Here is a 16,779-nt window from a genome sequence, read left to right as displayed (position 1 = left end):
CGAGGTGGCAGCGCATGGTCCCCGGACCATGCCCGCTCTGAAGATCAAGGCGCCGGTTGTGGAGGTCGCACAATGAAGATTCGTTCACCCAAGGTGGCAGCGCATGGTCCCCGGACCATGCCCGCTCTGAAGATCGAGGCGCCGGTTGTGGAGGCTGCACAATGAAAATTCGTTCACAAGTCGGCATGGTCCTGAACCTGTACAAGTGCATCGGCTGCCACACCTGTTCGATCACCTGCAAGAACGTCTGGACAGCCGCGAAGGCATGGAATATGCCTGGTTCAACAACGTCGAGACCAAGCCCGGCATCGGCTACCCGAAGGAGTGGGAAAACCAGGACAAGTGGAAGGGCGGCTGGGTGCGCAACAGGGATGGTTCGATCAACCCGAAGATCGGCGGCAAGTTCCGCGTGCTGGCGAACATCTTCGCCAACCCGGATCTGCCGACCATCGACGACTACTACGAGCCGTTCGACTTCGACTACCAGAACCTGCACACCGCGCCGCTCGGCCAGCACCAGCCGGTGGCCCGGCCGCGCTCGCTGATCTCCGGTCAGCGCATGGAGAAAATCGAGTGGGGCCCGAACTGGGAAGAGATCCTCGGTACCGAGTTCGCCAAGCGCCGCAAGGATAAGAACTTCGACAAGATCCAGGCCGACATCTACGGCCAGTACGAAAACACCTTCATGATGTACCTGCCGCGCCTGTGCGAGCACTGCCTGAACCCGGCCTGCGCCGCGTCCTGCCCGAGCGGTGCGATCTACAAGCGCGAGGAGGACGGCATCGTCCTCATCGACCAGGAGAAGTGCCGCGGCTGGCGCATGTGCATCAGCGGCTGCCCCTACAAGAAGATCTACTTCAACTGGAAGAGCGGCAAATCCGAGAAGTGCATCTTCTGCTTCCCGCGCATCGAGGCCGGCATGCCGACCGTCTGCGCCGAAACCTGCGTGGGCCGCATTCGCTACCTGGGCGTGCTGCTGTATGACGCCGACCGCATCGCCGAGGTGGCCAGCACCGCCAGCGAGCAGGATCTGTACGAGAAGCAGCTGGAGATCTTCCTCGACCCGCATGACCCAAAGGTGATCGCCCAGGCCCTGGCCGACGGCGTGCCGCAGTCGGTGATCGACGGGGCGCAGAAGTCGCCCGTCTACAAGATGGCGGTGGACTGGAAACTCGCTCTACCGCTGCACCCGGAATACCGCACCCTGCCGATGGTCTGGTATGTGCCGCCGCTGTCGCCGATCCAGAACGCCGCCAGCGCCGGTCACGTCAGCATGGACGGCGTGCTGCCGGACGTGGACAGCCTGCGCATTCCACTGCGCTACCTGGCCAACCTGCTCACCGCAGGCGACGAGAGGCCGGTAAAGCTGGCTCTCAAGCGCATGCTCGCCATGCGTGCCTACAAGCGCGCCGAGCAGGTCGATGGGGTGCAGGACCTGGAGGTGCTGGAAAGCGTCGGCCTGTCGGTGGCCCAGGTGGAGGACATGTATCGCTACCTGGCCATCGCCAACTACGAGGACCGCTATGTGATCCCGTCCGCCCACCGCGAAGAAGCCATGAGCGATGCCTTCGCCGAGCGTTCCGGTTGCGGCTTCAGCTTTGGCAGCGGCTGCTCGGGCGCGTCGGACGCCAACATGTTCGGTGCGAAAAAGGCCAACCGCCGCGACATCATCAAGACCGTCCAGCTGTGGGAGGACTGAGCCATGCGCATCCTTAAAGTGATTTCCCTGCTGCTGGACTACCCCGACCAACACCTGCGCGACGGCCATGCCGAACTGGCCCAGGCCATCGGCTCGGCCCGCGAGATCAGCCCGGAGCAGCGCATCGCACTGCGCCGCCTGCTCGACGAGCTGAGCGAGGGCGAGCTGATGGACGTGCAGGAGCGCTACACCGACCTGTTCGACAAGGGACGCGCGCTGTCGCTGCTCCTGTTCGAGCACGTGCATGGCGAGTCCCGCGACCGCGGCCAGGCCATGGTCAACCTGATGGCCCAGTACGAGGAGGCCGGTTTCGCCATCGGCGTGCGCGAGCTGCCGGACTACATCCCGCTGTACCTCGAGTACCTCGCCACCCGCGAGGACCTCGAGGCCCGCGAGGGGCTGGCCGATGTCGCCCATCTGCTGGCCCTGCTGGCGGCCCGTCTGCAGGAACGCGAAAGCCCGCATGCCGCGTGCTTCAGCGCACTGCTGCAGATCGCCGGCGAGCCGGTGCAGGAAGCCCTGGCCGGCCTGCAGGAGCAGGTTGCCGCCGAAGAGCGCGACGACTCGCTGGAGGCGCTGGACAAGGTCTGGGAGGAAGAGCAGGTGAACTTCCTCCAGGCCGAACAGCAGGACCGCTGCAGCTCGATGCCGGGCGGGCCGGGCAAGACCCGTGAAGAAAGTGCGGTTCCGCTGCACTGGGTGGATTTCAAGCATGACGGGCAAGCAGCGCTGGCCCAGGAGGTGCGCAATGTCTAACTTCAATTTTCTGGCCTTCGGTGCCTATCCCTACATCGCGCTGGCCATCTGCCTGATCGGCAGCTGGGCGCGTTTCGACCTGTCCCAGTACAGCTGGAAGGCCGGTTCGAGCCAGATGCTCAGCAACGGACGGATGCGCCTGGCCAGCAACCTGTTTCACGTAGGCGTGCTGTTCATTCTTGGCGGCCACTTCGTCGGCCTGCTGATGCCCGAGGCGCTGTATCACTCGTTCATCAGCACCGGCGACAAGCAACTGCTGGCGATGGTTTCCGGCGGTTTCTTCGGCATCCTGGCGCTGATCGGGCTTGGCCTGCTGATCCAGCGTCGCATGACCGACCCGCGGGTACGTGCAACCTCCAGCCGCTCGGACATGATGATCCTCTGGGTACTGTTGGCGCAGCTGGTGCTCGGCCTGCTGACCATCGTGGCGTCCACTGGTCATCTGGACGGCTCGGTGATGGTGATGCTCGCCAACTGGGCTCAGTACACCGTTACCCTGCAGCCGGTCGCTGCGGCCGAGGCCATCGCCCCGGTCGGCCTCATCTACAAGCTGCATGTGTTCCTCGGCCTGACCCTCTTCGTGCTGTTCCCCTTCACCCGCCTGGTGCACATCGTCAGCGCACCGGTGTGGTACCTGGGCCGGCGCTACCAGATCGTGCGCATGAAGGGTACCCGCGTGGGCCCGGCACGCCCGGTCACCGGCCAGGTCACGGCCCAGCCGCTGGCCGACCTGGTCGGCAAGCCGGCCGTGGGCAAGACCAAGCCGACCAAGGTCGCTAGCTGAGGCTCTGGGGCAGGGGCGACTCGCTCGCCACTGCCAACCTGTTTTCCGACCTGTGGGTCGTACCGACAAGTGAAGGAGGCCGTCATGGCCTGTGGATGTGGTGGAAGCAATGCCGGAAGCGGCGGCTGCGGCGGGCACCAGCCCGTGGCCAGTCACGCGCTGGTGGACGAGGCTCTGGTAGTGAACGCCATGGAGGCGCCGGTGGCCGTCGACGCCGCGCCGCAGCTGATCGCCAGCAGCGAGCAGGAGTGGCCGCGCATTCGCGTCAACGGCCTGGCCATCGAACCCGAAGCCATTGCCCATGAATTGCAGTATCACCCGGCCGCCAGCCGGGAGGAGGCGGTGTACCTGGCCAGTCAGGCGCTGGTGATCCGCGCGCTGTTGCAGCAGCGCATTACCGAACTGGGCCTGATCGTGCGCGGCCAGCCCGGCGAGAGCGAGGAAGAGGCGGCCACCCGCACCCTGCTGGAGCAGGAACTGCCACTGCCGCAGGCCGACGAAGCGACCTGCCGGCAGTATTTCGAGAACAATCGCGAGCATTTCGCCAGCGCGCCGCTGCTGATGGCTCGGCACATCCTGCTGGCCTGCGCCGGCGACGATGCCGAAGGGCGCAGCCGCCTGCGCGAGACGGCTACGGTGCTGATCGAGCAACTGGCCGGCGATTCCAGCCGCTTCAGCGAGCTGGCGCTTGAACATTCGGCCTGCTCTTCGAAGTCGCAGGGTGGTGCCCTGGGGCAGATCAGCAAGGGCCAGACGGTGCCGGAGTTCGAGCGGCAACTGTTTCGCCTGCAGCCGGGCCTGGCCCTGCAGCCGATCGAAAGCCGCTATGGCTTTCATGTGGTCTGGGTGGACAAGCGCATCGAAGGCCAGTTGCTGCCGTACGAGGCGGTGGCCGAATCGATCCGCAACCAGCTCGACCAGCGTGTCTGGCGGGTGGGCCTTTCCCAGTACCTGCAGGGCCTGGTGGGCGCGGCGGATATCGAAGGGATTCGCATGCAAGGGGCAGAAACGCCGTTGATGCAATAAAAGCAGCTGGAAGCTTGAAGTCGGAAGCTTGAAGGCAAAAAAGCGCAACACTCTCGGCTTCCGGCTTCCGGCTTCCGGCTTCCGGCTTCCAGCTTCCAGCTTCCAGCTTAAGTTCCAACGTTCCCATCGAGAGCGACCCATGCCTCCACTAACCGACTCCCACCACCGCCGTATCGACTACCTGCGCATGTCGGTGACCGACCGCTGCGACTTCCGCTGCGTCTATTGCATGGCCGAGGACATGACCTTCCTGCCGCGCCAGCAGGTGCTGGGGCTCGAGGAGCTGTACCGGGTTGCCGCGCTGTTCGTGCGCAACGGGGTCCGGAAGATCCGCCTCACCGGCGGCGAGCCGCTGGTGCGCCAGGGCATCGTCGGCTTGTGCGAGCGGATCGCGGGGTTGCCCGGCCTGCGTGAACTGGTGATGACCACCAACGGCTCGCAGCTCGAGCGCCTCGCCGAACCCCTGGCTCGCGCCGGGGTGAAGCGCCTGAACATCAGTCTCGACAGTCTCGATCCGCAGCGCTTTCGCGCCATTACCCGCACCGGGGATCTGGCGCAGGTGGTGCGCGGCATCGACGCGGCGCGTGACGCCGGCTTCGGGCGGATCAAGCTCAACACCGTGGTGATGAAGGGACGCAACGCCGACGAGGTCGCCGATCTGGTGGACTTTGCCATCGACCGCGGGCTGGACATCAGCTTCATCGAGGAATGCCGCTGGGCGATGTGGGTCGCTCGCGTGGCGAAAGCTTCTGCTCCAGCGACGAAGTGCGCGCCCTGATCGAGGCCCGACACCGGTTGCTGGATTCGGCCGAGCAGAGCGGTGGTCCGGCGCGCTATGTGCGTCTGGAGAATCACCCGGACCTGCGCATCGGCTTTATCTCTCCGCACAGCCACAACTTCTGCGCCACCTGCAACCGGATTCGGCTGACCGTCGAGGGCCGGCTGTTGCTGTGCCTCGGGCACGAGCACTCGCTGGACCTGCGCGGCCTGCTGCGGCGCCATCCGGAAACCGATCAACCCCTCCAGGCTGCCATCGAAGCAGCAGTGTTACGCAAGCCCCTGCGGCACGAGTTCAGTCACGACCAGGTGCAGGTGCTGCGCTTCATGAATGCCAGCGGCGGCTGAACCGTCGCACGCGAGCTGGAGACGGCCGGCCTGCTGCGCTTGGCCGGCTGCGGGGGCAAACGCTGCGACCTGTAGCCGCAACGCCCGGCGCGCCGGCCACCGACCGGCTAGGGTGTGAAGCAATACCTCCAATGGGGAATGGGCGCTGCGCTGCAACTGGCCCAGCCTGAATCAACTTTTTTACGGAGCTTCGAGCCATGGCTCATCTTTCCAAGAACGAATTCCAGCCCCTCGGGATCGCAGTGCTGACTGTCAGTGATACCCGCACTCCTGACACCGACACCTCAGGCCAACTGCTGGTCGACAAACTCCAGAGCGCCGGCCACCAGTTGGCCGACCGCGCCCTCGTCATCGACGACATCTGGCAGATCCGTGCACGGGTCAGCCAGTGGATCGCCGATGCTGGCGTGCAGGTGGTGCTGGTCACCGGCGGCACCGGTTTCACCGCCCGTGACAACACCCCCCAGGCGGTAGAGCCGCTGCTGGACAGGCACGTCGATGGTTTCGGCGAGCTGTTCCGCCATGTCTCGCTGACCGAGATCGGCACCTCGGCGCTGCAGTCGCGTGCCCTGGCCGGCATCAGCAACGGCACCCTGGTGTGCTGCCTGCCGGGTTCACCAAACGCCTGCCGGACCGCTTGGGACAAGATCCTCGGCGAACAGCTCGATAGCCGCACCGGGCCGTGCAATTTCGTTGCGCACCTCAAGGCTGCGTTGGGCGATCAGCCGCGCGCTCACTGCGCGCCACGTTCATGAGCGCCTGTGGTTGCGACACCAGCGGCCTGAAGCCGGTGGACGAGGCGATTGCCGAGCTGCTCGGGCGGGTCCCGGCACTGCCGCCGATCGAGCATGTGGCGCTGCCGGATGCCCTGGGCCGGGTGCTGGCCGAACCCCTCGACGCACCGTTCCCGGTGCCGGCCTGGGATAACAGCGCGATGGACGGCTACGCCCTGCGCGCGGCCGATCTGCCGGTCGATGGCGGCTGGCTGCCATTGGCCGGGCGTATCGCCGCCGGTGATGCGGCCGACCATCCGTTGGCGACGGGTCATGCCGTGCGTATCTTCACTGGCGCGCCGCTGCCGCCGGGCGCCGATACTGTGGTGGCGCAGGAGGATTGCCAGATCGAGGCCGATCGTGTGCGCTTCCCTGCGGTCCGCCATGGCGCGCATGTCCGCCGCAAGGGCGAGGAGCTGGCCGCCGGTGCGCGAGTACTGGAGACCGGCAAGCGGCTGCGGGCGCAGGAGATCGGCCTGCTGGCGAGCTTCGGCGTCGCCCGCGTGGCGGTCTATCGACGCCTGCGCATAGGGCTGCTCTCCAACGGCAACGAGCTGCGCGAGCCTGGCGAGCCGCTGGCACCGGGGCAGATCTACAACTCCAACCGTTACTGTCTGCTCGGCGTTCTGCGCGGCCTCGGCATGGACGTGCACGACTACGAGATCCTCGTCGACGAACTGGCCGCCAGCCGGGATGCCCTGGCGCTCGCGGCCTCGGAATGGGACCTGCTGATCACCTCTGGCGGTGTCTCGGTCGGCGAGGAGGACCATCTCAAACAGGCGATCCGCGAACTTGGTGAGCTGCACCTGTGGCGTCTGGCGATACAGCCCGGAAAGCCGCTGGCCTTTGGCGAGGTGGGCGGCAAGCCATGGATCGGCCTGCCCGGTAACCCGGCCGCCGCATTGATCACCTCGCTGGTGGTGGCGCGGCCCTTCCTGCTCCGTGCCCAGGGTTGCACCGATGTGCTGCCCAAGCCGCTGCGCCTGAGCGCCGGCTTTGCCTGGCGCAAACCCAACAACCGCCGCCAGTACCTGCGCGCGCGGCTGGAGCAGGTCGAGGGCGAACTGCGTGTATGCCTGCACCCTCGCCAGGGTTCGGCGATGCTGACCTCGGCCAGCTGGGCCGAAGGCCTGGCCATTGTCGAGCGCAACCGCACGCTGGAAGAAGGGGAGACGGTGGAGTATTCGCCGTTCAGCGAGTTGCTCGGCTGACAAACGGAAACGCCCGGTCGATGGCGAGTCAGGCCGGGCGTCTTCGTGTCTCGGTCAGATCTGTCGCTGCGGCAGCATCCGTCGAAGGACATCGTCGCGGCGAACGTAGTGGTGAAACAGCGCTGCTGCAGCATGCAGGCCGATCAGCCAGTAACCGAGAACGGCCAGGGTTTCGTGAACTTCCTTGATATCACCGGCTAAGGCCTTGTCCGGGCCCAGCAGCGCGGGTAGTTCAAGACCGAAGAACGGAATGGGTTTGCCAGCGGCGCTCAAGGTCAGCCAGCCCAACAGCGGAAGGCCGATCATCAGCGCGTAGAGCGCCAAGTGCGCCAGCTTTGCCAACCGTTGCTCCCAGGCTGCGCTGGCGATGGCGAGCGGCGCCGGGCGCAGCCAGCGGGCCAGCAAACGCAGCCAGACCAGCGTGAACACCGACAAACCGAGCATGAAGTGCCACTGCTTGAGCAGTTCCCGCGGCTCGCTGCCCTTGGCGAAATTACCCTTGAGTTCGATCGTTGCGTAGACCGCTGCAATCAGCAGCACCATCAGCCAGTGCAAGCCAATGGACAGCCGTCCGTAGCGTCCTGGCATCAGTTTTTCGTTCATTTCACCTACTCCGCGTGTGGATACTTGCCGGCGAGTCTAGGCCTGGAAACTTAAGCGAAGCTTATCCGGACAAGCGTCGCGACGATCCGACGCGGTGTTGTTGTCCGGATGCGTCAGAGCGGGCAGGGGCGACCGATACGGGATGCGAACGCTGCGCGAAGGGATATCGCTAAATGGGGGCTGGCTCAGGTACGGGGGATACGCACAACCGCGCGTAATCCACCCAGCGCCGAGTCGAGCAGGTCGACAGTTGCACCGTGCAGCTCGGCGATGCGCGCCACAATCGACAGGCCGAGCCCTGCACCCTGGCCATCGCCGAGGCGAACGAAACGCTCGAACAATTGAGCGCGAAGCTCGGGCGCAATGCCGGGCCCGCTGTCCGCGACCTCGAGGATCAACATATCCGGCGTACTGCGCAGCTGAACCTCGATCCGCCCGCCCGCGGGCGTGTAGGTCAGCGCGTTACCGACCAGATTCTGCAGCAGCGTCGCCAGGCTCGCGGCATCGCCGGTCAGTGAGTAGTCACCTTGCTCATCGACTTCCAGCGCGAGTTCCTGTTCGCGGGCGATGGCCAGTGGCGTCAGCTCGGCGAGGGTGTCGCGTGTCAGCCGGCGCATGTCGAGCGGTGCCAGGCGCAGTTGCTGGGCGCTGGGTTCCAGTCGGGCGAGAGTCAGCAGCTGAGTGACCACGCGCGTGGTGCGATCGACCCCGGCGAGCAGTTGCCTGAGCGCTTCGTCACGCTCTGCCTCGCTGCCGGCCTGCAGCGCGTTTTGCGCATGGATGCGCAGCACGGCCAGCGGGGTGCGCAGCTCGTGGGCCGCATCGGCGATGAAGCGTTTTTCCCGCTCGACCAGTTGGTTGACCTGCTGCAGCAGGCGATTGAGCGAGGCCGCCACCGGCTCCAGCTCCTGCGGCAGCGGTGCCAGCAACAGCGGCGCGAGGTTGTCCGGGTCGCGGCTCTTGAGCAACTGCGCCATGCGTGCCAGCGGGCGCAGGCCCCAGCCCACCGCCAGCCAGATCAGCAACGCCAGCAGTGGCAGACCGATGAGGTCGGGCAACAGGCTGCGCCGGGCGATCTTGCCCACCAGCTCGCCCCGCACATCGCCACGCTCGCTGACCAGAATCCACAGCGCGTCCTCGCGGTCGTGCAGCAGGAACAGGCGCCAGGCATGGCCGTCGAGCAGCACCTCGTGATAGCCGCCGTGCAGGCGGCTGAAGGGTGAGGTGGAATCAGCGCCGGCCAGCTGCTGCAAGGCGCCGACCGGCGCGCCGGCCGACTGCAGCACGCTGCTGCCGTCCTCGGCGTAGACCTGAAAACCCAGCTTGGTCTCGTAGTCGTGCCCCGGCACGCCCCCATCGCGGCGCGCATTCACCGCGGCGTCCAGGGCCTGCTGCAGCGCGTCGCGGGCCTGCGGCTCCATCTCGCGCATCACCAGGCCCTGCACCAGCCGCGCGCTCTGCGCCAGCTGGGCGTCGAAGAGCTCTTCGATTTCGTGGCGGGCATCGCGATAACTACGCCAGGAGATCAGGCTCAGCGAGACCAGCAGGGTGCCGAGCAGCAGTGCCAGGGTGCGCTGGCGGATCGAGCGCTTCAGCATTTGTCCACCAGATAGCCGACGCCGCGCACGGTGCGGATCAGCTCGGGGAAGAACTTCTTGCGCAGGTGATGGATATGCACCTCCAGCGCGTTGCTCTCGACTTCCTCGTCCCAGCCGTAGAGCACCTGCTGCAGGCGATCGCGGGTCAGCACGCGGCCGGGCTGGGCTAGCAGCTCGTGGAGCAGGACAAACTCCTTGCGCGGCAGGTTGATCGGCGTGCCCTGGTAACTGACCTGCTGGTTGACCGGGTCGAGCAGGATGCCGCGGTATTCCAGCACCGGTTCCGGTCGATTGAAGCTGCGCCGGAGCAGGGCACGCAGGCGGGCCTTGAGTTCGGCGACGTCGAACGGCTTGACCAGGTAGTCGTCGGCGCCGGCGTCCAGCCCGGCAATGCGATCACTGGTGGCATCGCGTGCGGTGAGTACCAGCACCGGGATCGGGTTGGCACTGGTGCGCAGGCGCTTGATCACTTCCAGCCCGTCCATACGCGGCAGGCCGAGGTCGAGAATGACCAGCTCGAAGCTTTCATGGTTCAGCGCATGCAGCGCACTGGCGCCGTCCTGCAGCCAGTCGACCGTATAGCCCTCCGGCTTGAGCGCGGTCCGGATGCCCTCGCCAAGGGCGCGATCGTCTTCCACCAGCAGAATGCGCATGTCGTTCCTGTCGTCCTCGGCCGCTGGGCGTTACCGTGCATTCAACGCCGCCGTCTCGGTTTATTCCAGCTTTTCCTGGAGCCTGGCCAGCAGCGCGCGGGCTTCCTCGCGGCGGCCGGCATCGGCCACTTCACGGCCGGGGCGCTCAGGTGCGGCGAGGGCCTTGTGCAGCGCGGCCTGCGCCTCGCCATAGCGCTTCTGGCGCAGCAGAAAGTCACCGTGGAAGTAGTTGGGGTCGATGCCGTCCGGGTTCAGCGCCAGCGCCTGTTTGAACAGCGCCTCGGCCTTGTCCTCGTCGCCGAAGCCGATCGGCCAGCCGGGCACCTGGTAGTAGAGACTGGCCAGGCTGGTGTAGGCCGAGCCGTCGAGTGCCGCCGGGTCGAGTTCGATGGCCTTTTCCAGTTCGGCCTTGGCCTGCTTGACCAGCCCCAGCGCGCCGAGCCCGCCCTTAGCGCCGGCCCAGGTGCTGAGCACGATGCCATGCCAGATATGCAGTTCGGCGGCCTGCGATTCGCCGATCACAGCGCTTTCGGCCTTCGAAGCGAGCCTGGCGAAGGCGGTTTCGCGCTGAGCCTCGGGCGTCTGGTAGTTGATCTCGGCCCAGCGCGTCTGGATCTGACGCAGCGACGACTCGCCGGCCGGGCTGAGAGCGAAGGAGGGCAGGCTGGCCAGGGCCAGCATCAGGGCGCAAAGGCCGAGCAGAGGCTTCATGGGTGTTCTCCGGGAGAGGTGGGTTGCGGTGCGGGTGGCTGTTCGGCACGGGCGAAGCGCTTGATCACCGGCAATTGCTTGCGCAGCGCCTGGTCGACCAGCCGCGGCAGTACGCCGTTGAGGCGCACGAAGAGTTTTTCCGGCCAGCCGAGATAGAACTCCTCTCGCTCGGCGGTGATGGCATGGACGATCTGCCGGGCGACCTCCTGCGGATCATCCATCTCCACCTTCAGCTCGTCGTTCATCGCTACCACGTCGGCGCTGTTCATCGCCGTACGGGTGGCGCGCGGCGCGATATAGAGCACCTTGATCTGGCTGTCGGCCAGCTCGCGGCGCAGCGCCTCGGAGAAGCCGCGCAAGGCGAACTTGCTGGCGCAGTAGGCGGTGAAGCCGGGGTAGCCGATGGAGCCGAAAGTCGAGCCGAGATTGACCAGCAGCGCTCGCGGTTGCTGGCGCAGCAGCGGCAGTAACAGGTGAGTCAACTGCAGGGTGGCGGTGACGTTGACGCCGATCAGCCGGGCGATGGCGTCCTCGTCCTGCTGTTCGAGCAGGCTGAACTGATTGACCCCGGCGGCGTTGATCACACCGTTGAGGCCGCCAAAGCGGCGCGCGGCCTCCAGCACCAGCTGTCGCCCGCTGCGCTGGGTGAGGTCGGCCGCGACCAGGCTGATCTGCCCAGGGTAACGGCGGGCCAGGCTTTCCAGCGCAATGCTGTCGCGCCCCACCAGCAGCAGCCGGGCACCACCGGCGCAGAGCCGTTCCACCAGCAGCTGGCCGATACCGCCGCTGGCACCGGTGAGCAGGAGGCGCGCGTCAGGCAAGTGCATGGCTGTGCTCCGGCGCGCTCAGGCTGCGAAAGATGTCGCCGTAGAGGCGGTAGACCACCCGTGCGGTGTGCACCACGGCGGCCTTGTCATCCTCGTTATCGAGGCGGTTCATCAGGCGCTTGAAGAACTCGATGTGTTCCAGGTCCAGGCTGCCGTGGGAGGTCAGGTAGCTGAACGCCTTGGCCGGCAGGTCCAGCTTGTCCTGCAGCACGCCGGCGGCCTGGGTGGCCAGGGCGATGCTGGTGCCCTCCAGCACGTTGACCATGCCGAAGAAGCTCGCCGGGTTGTGCCGGGCGATGCGGTCGTAGACATAGGCGACCATCAGCTCGGTGGGCAGCGCCGGCTGCCCGTGGCGCACCGCCTCGGCATCGCCGCCACAGGCGCGGATGTCATTGAGGATCCATTCCTGGTGGCCGATCTCTTCCCCGATGTATTCGGCGATCGCCTCGCGCAGCCATTCCAGCTGCTCCGGCAGGCGCGCACCGCAGGCCATCAGCAGCGGCACCGTGTGTTTGACGTGGTGGTAGGCCTGGGTGAGGAAGGCGATGTACTGCGCGCGGGTCGCGGTGCCGGCTAGCGCGGCGTGGATGATCGGCGCGCCGAGCAGGTACTCGCGCTCGCTGTTGGTCTGGTGTTGCAGTTGGTCGAAAAAGTCCATGCCTTGTACCTCGAAGTCAGGAAAAAGAAGGGCGTGAATGGCCGTTTGGTAGTGGCTGAACAGGACGTCGCGGCGCAGGCGGCCATTGGCGGTGGCCAGGCCGTTGCTGGCGTTGAACGGCGCAACGGCACGCAGCCAGCGGTGCACGCGGGCGTAGTCCGGCAGGCCGGCGTTGACCCGGTCGATTGCCGCCTGTAGCTCGGCGTCAGCCAGTCCGGGGCGGCGCGGTACCAGCACCGCGACGTTCTGCGCCAGCGCCTCGCCATGCAGCCAGGCTTGGGCGATCGGCGCCTGCTGGACCAGCTCGGCCTCCACCCATTCCGGGTTGACGTTGCGCCCGTAGGCGGTGACGAACTGGTGCTTCTTGCGCCCGTGCAGGACCAGGAAGCCATCTTCGAAATGGCCGAGGTCGCCGGTTGGCAGCCGCTCGCCGGTTAGCGGCGGTTCGCCGAGGTAGCCCAGCATGCGCGAGCCCCGGAACAGCACCTCGCCGTCGTCGGCCAGGCGCAGTTCGACGTGCGGCAAAGGCCGGCCGACCGTGCCGATGCGCCGTGCTTCGGGCGTGTTCAGGCAGACCACCGAGGCGCATTCGGACAAGCCGTAGCCCTCGAATACCGGCAACCCGAGGCGCTCGGCACGCTCCAGCAGCTGCGGCGCCACGCGACCACCACCCACCGCGATGAAGCGCAGCGAAGTCGGCAGCGGTACGCCCTGTTCGGCGGCACTGACCAGCGCCAGCAGCAGCTGCGGCAACAGAATCAGGCTGTGCGGCCGGTTCTGGTTCAGCGTCGCCAGCAGGCGCGGCAGCTCGAAACCTGCAGCGCCGCTGAAGCCGATCTCGGCCAGCGGGCGCAGCTCGATCCGCGCACCTGCCAGCAGCGGCGCATAGAGCCCGGCGATGTTTTCCAGCAGGGTGGCCAGCGGCAGTACACACAGGTGCTGCCGGACATCACACGGCAGGCTGACCTGCCACAGGCTCTCGGCCACCGCCAGCTGCGCCTCGGCATCCAGGCAGACGCCCTTGGGCTGGCCGGTGGTGCCGGAGGTGTAGGTGATCTTGCTGGTGCCGGCCGGCACCGGCGTGACTGTCTGCGGCTGGAGCAGCAGCAGGCCGGCTTCAGCCGGTTGGAAGCTGCAACGCTCGGCGAGCGCGCCTGGCGTGCCGATCAGGCAGTCGATGCCGGCGTGGTTCAGCACATGCTCCTGCTGTGCCGGGGAAAAGAAGCCCGGCAGCGGCACGCAGATCAGCCCAGCGCGCAGCAGGGCCAGATCCCACAGCGCCCACTCCAGGCCGTTGTCCAGCGCCAGGGCGACGCGCTGCACGCCGAGCCGTTGCAGCTGGCTGGCGCGCGCGGCCACCTCGTGGCGCAGTTCGGCATAGCTCAGCTGACGCGGCCCTTCGCTCAGCGCGATGCCGGCGTGCTGGTCGAGCGTCGTCCAGAAGCGTTCAGCTGCAGGCTGCATGCGGCACCTCCGAGGCATCGAACAAGGGTTGGTAGCCAAGTCGGGCGTAGATGCCCAGCTGCAGCAGGCGCTGGTGGCCGGGCAGGATCTCGCCGGCCATCAGCTGCGGGCGGCTGGCGTAGTAGCTGCCCCAGTCGGCCAACTCCTCGCCCATCCGCGCCGGGTCGGCCGGGGCCAGCGCCAGTGGCTCCAGGGCCAGGCGCTGGAAGCTGTTGAGCAGGGCCGGCGTGCCGGTGAACACCACCCAGCGAAAGCCCTGGGCGACCAGTAGATCGGTCAGCGCGACGATCAGCAGGCGCGCCGAGGCATTGCCGAAGGCCGCCAGGTTGCCGACTTCGACGATCTCCTCGCGCGGCACCGGGCGGCCGCTGCGGCGGGCAACGGCCAGCTCGATGGGTTCGTCCAGGTACCGTTCGAGAAACAGCGGGCGACGCTGCGCGCTGCGCAGGCCGACCGCGCCCTGCACCTCGCCGTTCTGGTCATGCAGGCCGAGCAGGCAGGGCATGAAGTGGCGCACCCGCGCCTGATAGTGCTCGGCGAAGCGCTGCTGGATGAAGCCTTCCAGCGCTGTGCGCCGCTCGCCTGCATCGGCCTGCGCCAGTTGCAGGCAGAGCGAAGGCTCGCGGCCAATGCGTGCCAGTACATCGGTGTGATCGACCCAGGGCAGTTCCATCGGGGAACCTCGGTTAGAAGCCTGGGCCGGATTGTTGGGTCGCAAACTTAAGGCAGTCTTAAGCCGCGCAGGGCTAAATGCGGGGCTGGCGAGGCGACGTTTTTTTCACATCGTCTCGGCTATGTTCTGCGCCGCGCGCAGGCGTAATAAGCAGCCTCTGCCGTTCCGAAACTTCTAGCGAGTACCCCAGCGATGCGCATCCTGGTCATCGAAGACAACCGTGACATCCTCGCCAACGTGCTGGACTACCTGGAGCTCAAGGGCTACGTGGTCGACTGCGCGCAGGATGGCCTCAGCGGCCTGCACCTGGCCGCCACCCAGGACTACGACCTGATCGTGCTGGACCTGATGCTGCCCGGCATCGACGGGCTGCAGGTGTGCAAGCGCCTGCGTGACGATGCCGGGCGCGATACGCCGATCATCATGCTCACCGCCCGTGATGCCCTGCCTGACCGCATCAAGGGGCTGCAGGCCGGCGCCGACGACTATCTGATCAAGCCCTTCGCGCTGTCCGAGCTGGTTGCCCGTATCGAGGCGATCCTGCGGCGCTGCCAGGGCCCGCGTCGCCGGCAGCTGCAGGTGGCCGATCTCTGCTACGACCTGGATACCCTGGAAGCCAGTCGTGGCGGCCAGCCGATTCGCCTCAATCCCATCGGCCACAAGCTGCTGGCGATTCTCATGCAGCGCAGCCCGGCGGTGGTGCGCCGCGAAGCGCTGGAGGAAGCCGTCTGGGGTGATCACGTGCCGGACAGCGATGCGTTGCGCAGCCATATCCACCAGCTGCGCCAGGTGCTCGACAAACCCTTCGCCAAGCCGCTGCTGCATACCGTGCATGGCCTCGGCTTTCGCCTGGCGGAGGACTGCGATGCTCGCTAAGCAGCCACTGGCGCGGCGGATCGTCATCGCCTTCACGCTGATGACGCTGGTAGTGAGTGGGGCGTTCGCCCTCGGCATCGTCGGTGTGGTGCACTTCATCGAGGAGCAGCTGGTCACCGAGGAGCTGAGTCGCGACCTGGACATCGTGCTCAACGAGGACCTGCCAAACGGACGGGCACCGCAGCTGGACACCAGCACCCGCTTCTTCGCCTCGCATCTGCCCGAGCACTCGATGCCAAAGGCGTTTGCCGGGCTCGGCGAGGGGTTCACCGAGCTGGTTCGCGGGGACGATGCCTACTACGTCTATGTGCGCAATGTCGGCGCTGAGCGCTACGTGCTGGTGCAGGAGCAGCATGACTTCGAGGCCCGTGAGGATGCGCTGTTCAACGTCGTGCTGGCCGGTTTTCTGCTCAGCGTGCTGGGTGCCTGGGCGCTGGGGCGGCTGATGGCCAACCGGGTGTTGGAACCGGTCAGCCGCCTGGCCAACCAGGTGCGCCACCGCGACCAGCTGCATCCGCTGGCGCCGCCGCTGGCCTTGCAATATCCCGACGACGAGGTCGGCCATCTGGCCGCGGCGTTCGACAGCACCCTCGGCCAGCTGCGCCAGACCCTGGAGCGCGAGCGGCTGTTCACCGCCGATGTCAGCCACGAACTGCGCACGCCGCTGATGGTGGTGCTCGGCGCCTGCGAGCTGCTCGAGCAGCAGGCCGAGCTGTCGCCAGCCGCACAGCGACCGCTTGCCCGCATCCAACGCGCCGCGCAGGAAATGCACGAGCTGGTGGAAACCTTTCTGATGCTGGCGCGGGCGCGTCCGCAACAGACGTCCTTGACCGGCGATGCCAGCTTGCGGAGCGTGGCGACCGAGCAGAGCGAGCGCTGGGCACCGTTGCTGGCGGAGAAGGGCCTGGCCTTCGAGCTGCTGGAGGAGGGCGAGGACCGCGGCGTCTACAACCACACCCTGCTCGGCACGGTGATGTCCAACCTGCTGCGCAACGCACTGCATTACACCGACCGCGGCACGGTGCGGCTGGTCCTCGACGAAGGTGGCTTTCGCGTCGAGGACAGCGGCGTTGGCATCCCGCTGGCAGAGCAGGAGCGCATGTTCCAGCCGTTCGTGCGGGGCGCCGAGGGGCGCGGCGAAGGGCTGGGGCTGGGACTGTCGCTGGTCAAGCGGATCTGCGCGCACCAGGGCTGGCAGGTAGGTGTGGTGCCGCGACAACCGCAGGGCAGCTGCTTTCAGGTGCGCTTTCATGACGGCGCGGTTTGACGTTTTTTTCACATCCCGTTGACGGAGCCTTGATGTCTGTCTGGTTAGTTTGGCGTTCCGTTTCCAACCGGAATG

Annotated in this window: 14 protein-coding genes and 3 pseudogenes; 9 read left to right on the top strand and 8 right to left on the bottom strand. The window is 66.7% G+C overall.

Annotation, left to right across the window (positions count from 1 at the left end; genetic code table 11):
* Nucleotides 1-161: 161 nt before the first annotated feature.
* The 7 genes and pseudogenes from narH (at nucleotide 162) to AC4LFW_RS15010 (ending at nucleotide 7,374) form a co-directional block, all read left to right on the top strand.
* Nucleotides 162-1,699: pseudogene (gene narH / locus AC4LFW_RS15040) on the top strand (nitrate reductase subunit beta).
* 3 nt (nucleotides 1,700-1,702) lie between these two features.
* On the top strand, nucleotides 1,703-2,455 hold the full coding sequence (narJ, locus tag AC4LFW_RS15035) for a nitrate reductase molybdenum cofactor assembly chaperone (RefSeq protein ID WP_491819912.1): 753 nt from the start codon (nucleotides 1,703-1,705) through the stop codon (nucleotides 2,453-2,455).
* A complete protein-coding gene (narI, locus tag AC4LFW_RS15030; protein ID WP_491819911.1) occupies nucleotides 2,448-3,239 on the top strand; it encodes a respiratory nitrate reductase subunit gamma in 792 nt (263 codons plus the stop codon). Before narJ ends, narI begins: the two co-directional genes overlap by 8 nt.
* 189 nt (nucleotides 3,240-3,428) lie before the next feature.
* Nucleotides 3,429-4,265 carry a peptidylprolyl isomerase gene (locus AC4LFW_RS15025; RefSeq protein ID WP_491820246.1) on the top strand — a complete coding sequence of 279 codons (837 nt, stop codon included), beginning with the start codon at nucleotides 3,429-3,431 and terminating at the stop codon, nucleotides 4,263-4,265.
* A 139-nt stretch (nucleotides 4,266-4,404) separates the two neighbouring features.
* Nucleotides 4,405-5,390, top strand: a pseudogene (gene moaA, locus AC4LFW_RS15020) (GTP 3',8-cyclase MoaA).
* A gap of 197 nt (nucleotides 5,391-5,587) precedes the next feature.
* Entirely contained in the window at nucleotides 5,588-6,145 is a 558-nt protein-coding gene (gene moaB / locus AC4LFW_RS15015; RefSeq protein WP_491819910.1) for a molybdenum cofactor biosynthesis protein B, read from the top strand.
* Nucleotides 6,142-7,374 (top strand): molybdopterin molybdotransferase MoeA, encoded by a 1,233-nt coding sequence (locus AC4LFW_RS15010; RefSeq protein ID WP_491819909.1) that lies wholly within the window; start codon nucleotides 6,142-6,144, stop codon nucleotides 7,372-7,374. The genes moaB and AC4LFW_RS15010 overlap by 4 nt, the downstream gene beginning before the upstream one ends.
* Before the next feature lie 54 nt (nucleotides 7,375-7,428).
* On the opposite strand, the gene AC4LFW_RS15005 is transcribed toward AC4LFW_RS15010, so the two are convergent.
* The 8 genes and pseudogenes from AC4LFW_RS15005 to AC4LFW_RS14970 all read right to left on the bottom strand — a co-directional run bounded on the left by AC4LFW_RS15005 (nucleotide 7,429) and on the right by AC4LFW_RS14970 (nucleotide 14,561).
* Entirely contained in the window at nucleotides 7,429-7,977 is a 549-nt protein-coding gene (locus AC4LFW_RS15005; protein WP_491819907.1) for a cytochrome b, read from the bottom strand.
* Nucleotides 7,978-8,162: 185 nt separating this feature from the next.
* Nucleotides 8,163-9,575 (bottom strand): ATP-binding protein, encoded by a 1,413-nt coding sequence (locus AC4LFW_RS15000; RefSeq protein WP_491819906.1) that lies wholly within the window; start codon nucleotides 9,573-9,575, stop codon nucleotides 8,163-8,165.
* Nucleotides 9,569-10,228, bottom strand: a complete 660-nt coding sequence (locus tag AC4LFW_RS14995) for a response regulator (protein ID WP_491819905.1) — start codon at nucleotides 10,226-10,228, stop codon at nucleotides 9,569-9,571. The genes AC4LFW_RS15000 and AC4LFW_RS14995 overlap by 7 nt, the downstream gene beginning before the upstream one ends.
* A 60-nt stretch (nucleotides 10,229-10,288) precedes the next feature.
* Entirely contained in the window at nucleotides 10,289-10,939 is a 651-nt protein-coding gene (locus tag AC4LFW_RS14990; protein ID WP_491819903.1) for a tetratricopeptide repeat protein, read from the bottom strand.
* Nucleotides 10,936-11,766, bottom strand: coding sequence for an SDR family oxidoreductase (locus tag AC4LFW_RS14985; protein ID WP_491819902.1), 831 nt, complete (start codon nucleotides 11,764-11,766; stop codon nucleotides 10,936-10,938). Before AC4LFW_RS14985 ends, AC4LFW_RS14990 begins: the two co-directional genes overlap by 4 nt.
* Nucleotides 11,753-12,463 carry an iron-containing redox enzyme family protein gene (locus AC4LFW_RS14980; RefSeq protein ID WP_491820244.1) on the bottom strand — a complete coding sequence of 237 codons (711 nt, stop codon included), beginning with the start codon at nucleotides 12,461-12,463 and terminating at the stop codon, nucleotides 11,753-11,755. The genes AC4LFW_RS14985 and AC4LFW_RS14980 overlap by 14 nt, the downstream gene beginning before the upstream one ends.
* Nucleotides 12,452-13,888: pseudogene (locus AC4LFW_RS14975) on the bottom strand (AMP-binding protein); the annotation flags it as partial. The pseudogene AC4LFW_RS14975 and the gene AC4LFW_RS14980, both read right to left, overlap by 12 nt.
* Nucleotides 13,872-14,561 carry a thermostable hemolysin gene (locus AC4LFW_RS14970; protein WP_491819901.1) on the bottom strand — a complete coding sequence of 230 codons (690 nt, stop codon included), beginning with the start codon at nucleotides 14,559-14,561 and terminating at the stop codon, nucleotides 13,872-13,874. The gene AC4LFW_RS14970 and the pseudogene AC4LFW_RS14975, both read right to left, overlap by 17 nt.
* A 192-nt stretch (nucleotides 14,562-14,753) precedes the next feature.
* On the opposite strand from AC4LFW_RS14970, the gene AC4LFW_RS14965 reads away from it, so the two are divergent.
* Nucleotides 14,754-15,437 carry a response regulator transcription factor gene (locus tag AC4LFW_RS14965; protein WP_267932668.1) on the top strand — a complete coding sequence of 228 codons (684 nt, stop codon included), beginning with the start codon at nucleotides 14,754-14,756 and terminating at the stop codon, nucleotides 15,435-15,437.
* Complete coding sequence (locus AC4LFW_RS14960) at nucleotides 15,427-16,704, top strand: sensor histidine kinase (protein ID WP_491819899.1); 1,278 nt, start codon at nucleotides 15,427-15,429, stop codon at nucleotides 16,702-16,704. The genes AC4LFW_RS14965 and AC4LFW_RS14960 overlap by 11 nt, the downstream gene beginning before the upstream one ends.
* Nucleotides 16,705-16,779 lie beyond the last annotated feature (75 nt).

It is taken from the genome of Stutzerimonas sp. C6.4V, assembly GCF_058536345.1.
This window is presented reverse-complemented; position numbering and strand designations above follow the sequence as displayed.

What these genes read in the sequence shown, in the direction of transcription:
- narJ (WP_491819912.1), top strand. Translation starts at nt 1,703, where the DNA reads ATGCGCATCCTTAAAGTGATTTCCCTGCTGCTGGACTACCCCGACCAA.
- AC4LFW_RS14995 (WP_491819905.1), bottom strand. Translation starts at nt 10,228, where the DNA reads ATGCGCATTCTGCTGGTGGAAGACGATCGCGCCCTTGGCGAGGGCATC.
- AC4LFW_RS14990 (WP_491819903.1), bottom strand. Translation starts at nt 10,939, where the DNA reads ATGAAGCCTCTGCTCGGCCTTTGCGCCCTGATGCTGGCCCTGGCCAGC.
- AC4LFW_RS14960 (WP_491819899.1), top strand. Translation starts at nt 15,427, where the DNA reads ATGCTCGCTAAGCAGCCACTGGCGCGGCGGATCGTCATCGCCTTCACG.
- AC4LFW_RS15025 (WP_491820246.1), top strand. Translation starts at nt 3,429, where the DNA reads ATGGAGGCGCCGGTGGCCGTCGACGCCGCGCCGCAGCTGATCGCCAGC.
- AC4LFW_RS15005 (WP_491819907.1), bottom strand. Translation starts at nt 7,977, where the DNA reads ATGAACGAAAAACTGATGCCAGGACGCTACGGACGGCTGTCCATTGGC.
- AC4LFW_RS15010 (WP_491819909.1), top strand. Translation starts at nt 6,142, where the DNA reads ATGAGCGCCTGTGGTTGCGACACCAGCGGCCTGAAGCCGGTGGACGAG.
- narI (WP_491819911.1), top strand. Translation starts at nt 2,448, where the DNA reads ATGTCTAACTTCAATTTTCTGGCCTTCGGTGCCTATCCCTACATCGCG.
- moaB (WP_491819910.1), top strand. Translation starts at nt 5,588, where the DNA reads ATGGCTCATCTTTCCAAGAACGAATTCCAGCCCCTCGGGATCGCAGTG.
- AC4LFW_RS14985 (WP_491819902.1), bottom strand. Translation starts at nt 11,766, where the DNA reads ATGCACTTGCCTGACGCGCGCCTCCTGCTCACCGGTGCCAGCGGCGGT.
- AC4LFW_RS15000 (WP_491819906.1), bottom strand. Translation starts at nt 9,575, where the DNA reads ATGCTGAAGCGCTCGATCCGCCAGCGCACCCTGGCACTGCTGCTCGGC.
- AC4LFW_RS14970 (WP_491819901.1), bottom strand. Translation starts at nt 14,561, where the DNA reads ATGGAACTGCCCTGGGTCGATCACACCGATGTACTGGCACGCATTGGC.
- AC4LFW_RS14965 (WP_267932668.1), top strand. Translation starts at nt 14,754, where the DNA reads ATGCGCATCCTGGTCATCGAAGACAACCGTGACATCCTCGCCAACGTG.